Raw genomic sequence first — 9,379 nt, forward strand, 5'->3', positions numbered from 1 at the left:
CGAATTCAGCGAGCTTTATTCGGCAGCCAATGCTGGTCGTAACTCCGGCTGCTCCGACGAATTATGATGGACCCGATCTGCAGTGGGCTTGATCCGAAACCACACAGCATAAAGCGCAGGAAGGAACAGCAGGATCAGCACCGTGCCGACCGCAGTGCCGCCGATCAGGGTGTAGGCCATCGATCCCCAGAACACGGAGTGCGTGAGGGGAATGAAGGCCAGCACGGCGGCAAGTGCCGTCAGGATTACGGGCCGCGTGCGCTGCACGGTCGCCTCGATGACCGCGTGATAGTCGTCTAGTCCTGCCGCACGGTTGTCGTTGATCTGTTCGGTCAGGATCAGCGTATTGCGCATCAGGATGCCGGCCAGCCCTATCAGGCCCAGTATGGCGTTGAAGCCGAAGGGCTGGTTGAAGGTCAGCAACATGGGCACGACGCCCACAAGGCCGAGCGGTGCCGTCAGCATGACCAGAGCCATCGTTGAGAACGACCGCACCTGTAGCATGATGACGATCAGCGTGGCGGCGATCATGGCCGGGAAGACCAGAAAAAGCGCTGAATTCGCTTTGCCAGCCTCCTCGATCGATCCACCCATTTCGATGCGATAGCCGACAGGAAGGGACGCGATTAGTGGCTCAAGCGCCGTCTTGATCTCCTTGGAAACCTCTGGAGGCTGGGTCGCCTCATTGATGTGCGAGCGGATCGTAATGACAGGCGTGCGATCGCGACGCTTCAGAATCGGCTCTTCAAGTCGGAGTTCGGAATGGCCGACCTGGTCGAGCGGAATCGAGCGGCCGTCCCGGCTCATCAACGAGAAATCGGCCAGACGCGTCGGATCCAGCCGCTCTCCGCCCGCGCTACGTGCCACGATGGGAACGTTGCGGATGTCCTCGCGAACCTGCGTTACCGTGATGCCCGTGAGAAGGAACTGAAGTTGCCGGCCCACCTCGGCTGGCGAAAGGCCGATGAGGTTCAGTCGGTCCTGATCCGGAATGAAGCGGAGCACGGGCGTGCGATTACCCCAGTCGCGATTCGCCTGCCGCACATCGGGAACGCCACGCATGATCTCGAGAGCCTTGTCAGAGATCGCGTACAGTTGCGCGGGGTCGGGTCCCATGACCCGAAACTCCACCGGGAACGGTGTGTAGGGTCCGAACACAAGCTGGGCGACGCGGACATAGGCCTCAGGCGCCAGCCCTTGTGACACCGCCTGTCGGAGCCGGTGCTTCAAGGCCTCGCGCGCCTCCGCGTCGGGCGTCAGCACGACGATCTTGGCGAAGGCAGGATCAGGCAGTTCCGGCGCCATCGCGAAGAAGAAGCGAGGAGCGCCCTGACCGACATAGCTGGTGACGATCTTCGCCTCAGGCTGATCGTGCAGCCAACCTTCGAGTTTCTCGACAGCGGCGGTCGTCGTCTCAATGCTGGTGCCTTCCGGCAGGCGAACCTCCACCAGCACTTCGGGGCGGTCGGATGTCGGGAAGAACTGCTGTTTGAGGGCGCCCATCCCGGCACCGGAGAGCGCGAACACGATGGCGACGATGCCGACGGTCAAGAACTTGTGGCGCACGGCGAACGTGATGAGCCGCCGTAAGCGCCGATAGTTCGGCGTGTCGTAGATCGCATGGTGACCGCCCTCAATCGGTTTGATCGCGGGCAGCATCTTGACGCCAAGATAGGGCGTGAAGACCACCGCAACGATCCACGAGACGATGAGAGCGAACCCGAGGACCCAGAAGATGTTGCCGGCATATTCGCCGGCCGTCGAGCGCGCGAAGCCCACGGGCAGAAAGCCGGCGACCGTCACGAGTGTTCCCGACAGCATCGGTGCCGCGGTGTGGCTCCAGGCATAGGCGGCCGCCTTGATGCGGTCCATGCCCTCTTCCATCTTCACCACCATCACCTCGATGGCGATGATGGCGTCGTCGACGAGGAGGCCAAGCGCCAGAATGAGAGCGCCGAGCGTGATGCGGTCGAAGAACCGGCCCGTTTCCAGCATGATAAGGAATACGACGGCAAGCGTCAGAGGGACCGCGGCCGCCACGACCATACCGACGCGCCAGCCGAGGCTGAGCAGACTCACCAGCAGCACCACGCTGAGTGCCATGGCGAACTTCATCATGAATTCGTCAACGGCAGACGTGATGTTGACGGCCTGATCGGTCACCTTGTCGAGCGTCATCCCGAGCGGCAATGTCCGTGCGATTGCTGCGGACCTCTCTTCCAGATGCTTGCCGAGCGCGAGGCCATTCCAGCCTTCCTGCATGACCGCCGCAAGCATGATTGTGGGCTCACCCTGGTGTCGGATGATGTAGGTGGGCGGATCCTCGTAGCCGCGGCGGACCTCGGCGATGTCGGAGAGCTTGAGCGTTCGCCCCCCGGCGACGATCGGCGTATCGGCGATCGCCTGGACACTGTCATAGGCACCGTCGAGCCGGATGAAGATTTGCGGGCCCTTGGTGTCGATCGAGCCTGCCGGGGTGACCGTGTTCTGCCGCTGCAAGGCAGCTACGATATCCTGCGCCGACACGCCGAGCGTCGCCAGCTTGGCAAAGGAGAACTCGACGAATATCTGCTCGGGACGTTCGCCGAGGATGTTGATTTTCTTGACGCCGGGCACATGCAGGAGGTCCTGGCGGATCACCTCGGCCTTCCTGGCGAGCTCGCGCATCGGCATGCCCCTGGCCTTGAGGGCATAGAGAGCGAAGCTCACGTCCGAATATTCGTCGTTGATGAAAGGACCAAGCACGCCGGGCGGCAGGTTGCGCACTTCATCTCCGAGCTTCTTCCGGGCCTGATAAAACTCCTCCTGCACAGCGGATGGCGGCGTGCTGTCCTTCAGCGTGACGGTCAGATACGCATAACCTGGCCGTGTGGTCGTCTCGACCCGGTCGTACCAGGTCAGCTCCTGAAGCCGCTTCTCCAAGGGTTCGGCAACGAGGTCCCGCATCTCGCGCGCCGTCGCGCCCGGCCACACCGTCGTGACCGTCAGGGTCTTAATCGTGAAGTTAGGGTCCTCCGCGCGCCCGAGCATCAGGAATGCGTACGCGCCCGCAGCGGCCAGCAGGATGATGAAGAACAGGGTGACGGCACGTTCGCGTACAGCGATCGCGGAAAGATTGAAGCGCATCAGTTGCTCCTGACCTGAGCGGCGGTCCTGACGCGAGCGCCCTCCTGCAGGAGATGAGCGCCGAGCGAAACAACGGAATCATCAGAGCTCAGTCCGGAGATCACGGCGGCTTCGCTCGTCACACGTGCAAGCTTGATGGGTCGAAAGTGCACGGTTGAGCTCGCGCTGTCGAAGACCCAGACGCCGGTCGTTCTGCCGTCATCGAGCACGGCTCCCAGCGGCACCTGGACTTCCGGCTGATTCTCCTGGCTTGCAAGCCGAATGGTGACGGTCGCGCCAAGCGGTGCCGCCGCAGCCTCGCCGTCCAGCACATAGCGGGCCTCATAGGTGCGGGTCTGGGCATCGGCGGAGTCCGACAATTGCCGAAGATGCGCCGTATAGTGCTGGCCATCGCTGCCATACAGGCTCGCCTCAGCCACCGAGCCGATCGCCGGACGAATGGTTTCAGGAAGCGCGACCACCGCTTCGCGGGGACCAGCCTGGGCAAGCCTGACGACGGTCTGGCCGGCAGAGACAACTTGTCCTGGCTCACCAAGCGTTTGCATGACCGTTCCGTCCGCATCCGCCACCAGGACAGAATATGTCGCCTGGTTCTCGGCCACCTTGGCCTCGGCTTCCGCCGCAGCGAGTTGTGCGTTGGCTGTATCCGACGCGGCCTTCGCCTGCTCGTAGCGCTGTTTGGGAGTCCATCCGTCGTTGACCAGGTTGGCGTATCGTCGCTCGTCAGCTTCCGTCTGAACGACTGTTGCGCGCGCCGCGGCGACCGCGTTGCGCTTCGCCGTAAGCGCAAGGCGGAGGTCGGTTTCATCGATTCGCATCAGCGGCTGCCCGGCTTTGACCTGCTCACCAACATTCACGAGCCGCTCGACGATCTTACCGGCGACGCGAAAGCCAAGGTTGCTTTCCACCCTCGCGCCGATCGTACCTGTGAAGCCGCGTTCGGATCCGCTCACTCGCGCTGCGGTCACCAGGCTGACCATCGGCGGGTCCTGTCTCGGGTCACGCGCCGCGGAGGCTTCTTGACCAGGAATGGCAAGAGTAGCGAAGACGGCTGCTCCGGACGCCGCGACAAGGACACCTGCCAAGACCACAAGTCTGCTCTTTTTCATCGCCGTCTCCATGCCACTTAGCTTTCGTTCGAACTCTATAATCAAATAGAGTTCGTTCGCAATCTAAATTAGTTCTCTAACGGGAATGTGATTGCCGAAAACCGGTCATTTCGGCCGTTCAGGACGGTAAATCCGGCCATGCACCTTGATAGATTGCATTCGAACGCTATTTGAGATATAGAGTTCGAACGAAATCCAAATGGAGGTCCAAGATGCGAGTGAGTCGCATTCAGGCTGCGGAGAACCGCCAGACCGTGATCAACGTGGCCAGCCGCCTCTTCAGGGAGCGCGGCTTTGATGGCATCGGGCTCAAGGATCTGATGGAGGGGGCCGGACTAACCCAAGGCGCCTTCTACAAGCAGTTCGAGTCCAAGGAGGATTTGGCGGCACAGGCGTCCAGACGCGCATTGGAGAGCGCTTCCCAACGCTGGTCCTCCGCGATCGCGGAGAATCCTGATGATCCGCTTGGCGCGGTGGTCGCGTTCTATCTGAGTGCGGGCCATCGCGAAGAAAAACTGGACGGCTGCCCCGTCGTGGCGCTCGGCTCTGACGCCGCCAGGCAGGGGCCCGGCGTGAAAGCTGCGTTCGAAGAGGGCATCAAGGCGTATCTCGAAGTCCTCGGCCCCTTGCTTCCCAAGACCGACGGCGAGGATTTCAACAGGAAGGCCATGGTCGTTCTGTCGACAATGGTCGGCGCCATGACGCTATCGCGCGCCGTCAACGACCCGGATCTCGCTCAGGCCTTTCAGAATGCGGCCGTCGAACACGTTCGCGAAGCCGCTGCCGCTTGAAGATCGCCCCCTCAGAGCACAGAGAACTCAGCGTGACTGAACTCAAACCAAGTTTGCTGAAAATATCGGACAAGCTAAGCGTACGTTTTCAAAAGAGCGGCAGCGGGCCTGCGTTGCTCCTCTTGCATACAATCCGCACTCAGCTCGAATATTTCCGGAGTCTTGCGCCGCTCCTCGCGACATCGCACACCGTGTACGCTCTTGACCTTCCGGGACACGGACACTCACCAATAGATCCAAGCGCGAACTTCGACGAACCTTACTTTAGGCAAGCCGTCATTCGCTTCATTGAAGAACTAAACCTCTCTGAGGTGACGCTTGTTGGCGAGTCGATCGGCGGCGCATTGGTCCTCACGGTAGCGGCCTCCCTTCCACACCGCGTGAAGCGGGTCTATGCGATCAACCCCTACGACTATGAGACGCGCTACGGCGACGGCATTCGGCGTGGCAACTGGCTCGCCAACTTCATCATCGGAAGCTTGCAGATCCCGGTGCTCGGTGCGGTGAATGCGTCGCTCGAAAACAAGATGATCCTAGGCAAGATCATGGGCGGCGGATATCGCGACCCGCGCAAACTGCCGGCCGATCTGCTCGCCGAGTTCGACGAAGTCGCCCACCGCCCGGGATACAAGCGGATCGCACGCAAGGTGCTGGCAGGCTGGCGATCCTGGAGCAAGGCACGCGATTACTATCAGCAGATTTCGGCCCCAGTAACCCTCATTTATGGCGACAGCGATTGGTCTCGGCCAAATGAACGCGAACGCACGCGGTCTCTGATTCCTGCCGCGCAAATGGTGAGGATCAAGAACACGGGGCACTTCTCCGCTGTCGAGAATCCGTCGGAGCTGGCTCGCGTAATAATGGCGACAGACTCAGCGCAATGATCGAACACAGGAGTGGACAGCGATGTTCAAGCGCTTTTGGCAGAGCATAAATGAATGGGCCGACGCAATCAGCATGGACGATCCGCGCGGCGACTACATGTTCAGTCTGGAAGATCGCGTCGCAAAGCTCGAGCGCGAGGTTGAGTGTCTTCAGATCCAGTTTCAAACGACACCGGCGGGGTCGCCGGACGACCGTGTCCATCTGTTGCAATCTTGAACGCCGCTGGTTCGGCGAGGGCGCTGTCGCGATCTAGTCTTTCATCACCGCTCGAAGAGTTTCAAGGAAGTTGCGGTGATCCTGAGTCCCCAATAGAATGATAATTATCATTTAATGTGCATACTGGCTTCGGCAGACTTCCATGGGAGGAGAGAAATGCGCAAGACTGGAACACACAACTTTCCGGCAATTGATCGTGTGATCTATGGCAAAGCCGCCTCCGAAGCCGTCAAAGAAGAGGCGGAGCGGCTCACAGCAAAGCGCGTCTTCCTCATCGTTAGCCGGACCTTGAATTCCAAGACTGACGAGATCGAGAAAATCCGCAACACGCTCGGCGACAAACATGCAGCGACCTTTGACGGGATTGCGCAGCACACGACGCGCAAGCAAGCAGGCGAGGTGGCCTTCCATGCGAAGGAGGCGCGCGCCGACCTGGTCGTGGCCGTTGGCGGCGGTTCTGCCGTCGATCTCGCCAAGATCGTCGTCATGGCCATGGAGCACGATATCCGCGACGAAGCGGGGTTCGATCCCTTTCCGATGGGTCCGGGCGTGAGCCAATCTCCCTTCCGGTCGCCGAGAATCCGGCAGATCGCGGTGCCATCCACGCTGAATGGCGGCGAATACAACGCCGCAGCGCTCGTCACCGATGAGCGCCAGAGGCTGAAGCAGATTTTCTTTCATCCTCAAATGATGCCGGTGTCGATCGTTCTCGACCCTGCCCTCACGCTTCATACGCCTTCAAAACTCTGGATGGGATCGGGCACACGCTCGATAGATCACGGCATAGAAGCATTGTGCTCGCCGGCCGGCACTCCCTTGGCTGACGAGGTGGTCCTGGCGGGCATCAGCACTCTGCGTCAAGGAATGCTCCGGACCTTGGAGAAACCAGACGATTTGGAGGCGCGCCGACTATCTCAATACGGCTCATGGCTCGCGTCCTTTGGACTGCAAGCACGCATTCCCATGGGCGCAAGTCACGGGATCGGCCACGTGCTTGGCGGCAGCTTCGACGTTCCCCACTACTATTGCACGCCCGTCATCATGTCGAGCCTTCTTCGCTACAATAAGCCATTCACCGAAGATGCGCAGAAGCGTTTAGCGGCGGCTCTGGGTGCTCCGAGTGACGATGCGGCAGACGCCTTTGCGCAATTCACCCGCACGCTTGGACTACCTGGCCGACTCGCTGATGTCGGCATCGGCGAAGACAAGTTCGATCAGATCAGCAAGATCTGCTATCAATCATCGCTTCGTAAAGGCCAATCCGCGTCCTTTCAAAGACGAAGCCGACATCGTCGATCTGCTGCGAATGGCCGCTTAGCTCTAGCAGCGGGAAAATTCGTCACTGGAAGAAATCGCGGCTGACCGAATTCCGCATCGGCTTGCCGGCTTGAGCGGACTAGTCACCTCGAAGGTCATGTGATCATGCGTCGTATCGTCGTTACGGGACTGGGGCTCATATCACCGCTAGGCTGCGGCAGTGAGCTCGCATGGTCGCGGCTTCTCTCGGCCTGTTCAGGCCTCGCCGCGCTCCCGGAATGGGCGGCTGTCCTTCCCGCACGAGTCGCCGGAATTGTTCCGACGAAATGCAACGACGCAGACGGCGGCTTCGATCCGGATCTGGTCGCTCCTCCCAAGGATCAGCGGAGAATGGATCGCTTCATCCTGTTCGCGCTTGCAGCCGCATCCGAGGCCATTGAACAGGCAGCATGGATCCCTTCAGACGCGCATTCGATGGAGCGCACGGCAACCGTGATCGCATCCGGCATCGGAGGCTTTCCGGCGATCGTCGAGGCGGTTCGCACCACCGATCAGCGCGGCGTCCGGCGCCTCTCGCCTTTCACCGTGCCGTCCTTCTTGGCAAATCTCGCGGCCGGCCACATCTCGATCCGCTACGGCTTCAAGGGACCGGTCGGTACACCGGTCACCGCCTGCGCCGCAAGCGTGCAGGCGATCGGCGATGCCGCACGCCTCATCCGGGCCGGAGAAGCCGACGTTGCGATCTGCGGCGGCTCGGAAGCCTGCATCGATCTGGTGAGCCTCGGCGGCTTCACCGCCGCCCGGGCGCTTTCAACGAGCTTCAACGAAACGCCGGCGCGTGCGTCGCGCCCCTTCGACCGCGACCGCGATGGCTTCGTCATGGGCGAAGGCGCCGGTATCCTCGTCGTTGAAGAGCTGGAGCATGCGATCCGCCGCGACGCCAAACCGCTCGCCGAAATCGTCGGCTATGGCACGACGGCCGATGCCCACCACATCACATCAGGACCTGAGGACGGCGACGGTGCGCGCCGTGCCATGGAAGGCGCGTTGCGGCAGGCCAGCCTCAAGCCTGGTGACATCCAGCATCTCAACGCCCATTCCACCTCGACGCCTGTTGGAGATATTTCCGAGTTGGAAGCGATCAAAGCCGTCTTCGGCCGCGACGGAAAAATTGCCGTGAGCGCGACCAAATCGGCAACGGGACATCTGCTCGGCGCGGCCGGCGGGGCCGAAGCGATCTTTACGATCCTCGCGCTAAGAGACCAGGTGGCACCGCCCACTCTCAATCTCGACCGTGCCGACAAGGCGGCCGAAGGCGTCGACATCGTGGGCCGCGAGGCGAGGCGCATGCCCATGGAGCATGCGATTTCGAATGGATTCGGATTCGGAGGCGTCAACGCCAGCGTCATCTTTCGGCGTTGGCAATGAGCGAGTCCCTGCCATGGCCGACGCAAGTCTTCGCACGAGCAACCCATGCCCTAGGACTTCTATCATGCAATCGCGTCGAAAGGTGATGAAGGCCGGCCAATCGCGATGCTGAGCTTTACACGATCCACCCTACCTACACGTCGCCCGTCGAGATGTTTGATCGTGTTCGAGATCCGGCCGATCCCTGATGTGCTTTCCGCCCCGCTCTAGGCGTTTTGGTATTCCTGCATCGTTTGATCGACGATTTTCGCAACCGTCAGGACTTTTCGCACGCCTGACACCGAATGGCCGGCACTTTTGAGACCCGTCCACCTGCGCGGACCGCTCGCCCGCGAACCATAGCACTGCCTCGCTTCGGCTTCGGAAACTGCTTCATCGAGCCTGTCGGGATCCAGTCCGGCCGCCACGATCGACAGACGAAGATAGCTGCCCCAAAGGCCATTGTGTCATTCGGCCTGCAATATTGGACGCCGATCCCCCGGCTTAGGGGGCGCATTGCCTCATCGAGAATGTTACCGGAGGATTCCGCGCCGATGACTGGGGCAGCGTCACCGAATCAGGTCGGTG

The 9,379-nt window shown here is 61.1% G+C and carries 7 protein-coding genes; 5 read left to right on the top strand and 2 right to left on the bottom strand.

All coding sequences use genetic code 11. The annotated features are described in order from the left end of the window. Positions 1-15 precede the first annotated feature (15 nt). Together SO180_RS36290 and SO180_RS36295 are read right to left on the bottom strand one after the other, a co-directional pair. Positions 16-3,126, bottom strand: coding sequence for an efflux RND transporter permease subunit (locus SO180_RS36290; protein WP_449383607.1), 3,111 nt, complete (start codon positions 3,124-3,126; stop codon positions 16-18). After that, entirely contained in the window at positions 3,126-4,235 is a 1,110-nt protein-coding gene (locus SO180_RS36295) for an efflux RND transporter periplasmic adaptor subunit (protein WP_449383608.1), read from the bottom strand. The genes SO180_RS36290 and SO180_RS36295 overlap by 1 nt, the downstream gene beginning before the upstream one ends. A 212-nt stretch (positions 4,236-4,447) precedes the next feature. Here SO180_RS36295 and SO180_RS36300 point away from each other — a divergent pair, with 212 nt between their 5' ends. From SO180_RS36300 to fabF, 5 genes are all read left to right on the top strand, one after another. After that, positions 4,448-5,026, top strand: a complete 579-nt coding sequence (locus SO180_RS36300; RefSeq protein WP_449383609.1) for a TetR family transcriptional regulator — start codon at positions 4,448-4,450, stop codon at positions 5,024-5,026. A 32-nt stretch (positions 5,027-5,058) separates the two neighbouring features. Further along, positions 5,059-5,910 carry an alpha/beta fold hydrolase gene (locus SO180_RS36305; RefSeq protein ID WP_449383610.1) on the top strand — a complete coding sequence of 284 codons (852 nt, stop codon included), beginning with the start codon at positions 5,059-5,061 and terminating at the stop codon, positions 5,908-5,910. Positions 5,911-5,932: 22 nt separating this feature from the next. Further along, the gene (locus SO180_RS36310; protein ID WP_449383611.1) at positions 5,933-6,127 is read left to right on the top strand and encodes a hypothetical protein; all 195 of its coding nucleotides are present in this window, start codon (positions 5,933-5,935) and stop codon (positions 6,125-6,127) included. A 156-nt stretch (positions 6,128-6,283) separates the two neighbouring features. After that, positions 6,284-7,489 carry an iron-containing alcohol dehydrogenase gene (locus SO180_RS36315; protein WP_449383612.1) on the top strand — a complete coding sequence of 402 codons (1,206 nt, stop codon included), beginning with the start codon at positions 6,284-6,286 and terminating at the stop codon, positions 7,487-7,489. Positions 7,490-7,549: 60 nt separating this feature from the next. Further along, on the top strand, positions 7,550-8,812 hold the full coding sequence (gene fabF, locus SO180_RS36320; RefSeq protein ID WP_449383613.1) for a beta-ketoacyl-ACP synthase II: 1,263 nt from the start codon (positions 7,550-7,552) through the stop codon (positions 8,810-8,812). Positions 8,813-9,379 lie beyond the last annotated feature (567 nt).

The organism is Bradyrhizobium sp. UFLA05-112 (assembly GCF_053572325.1).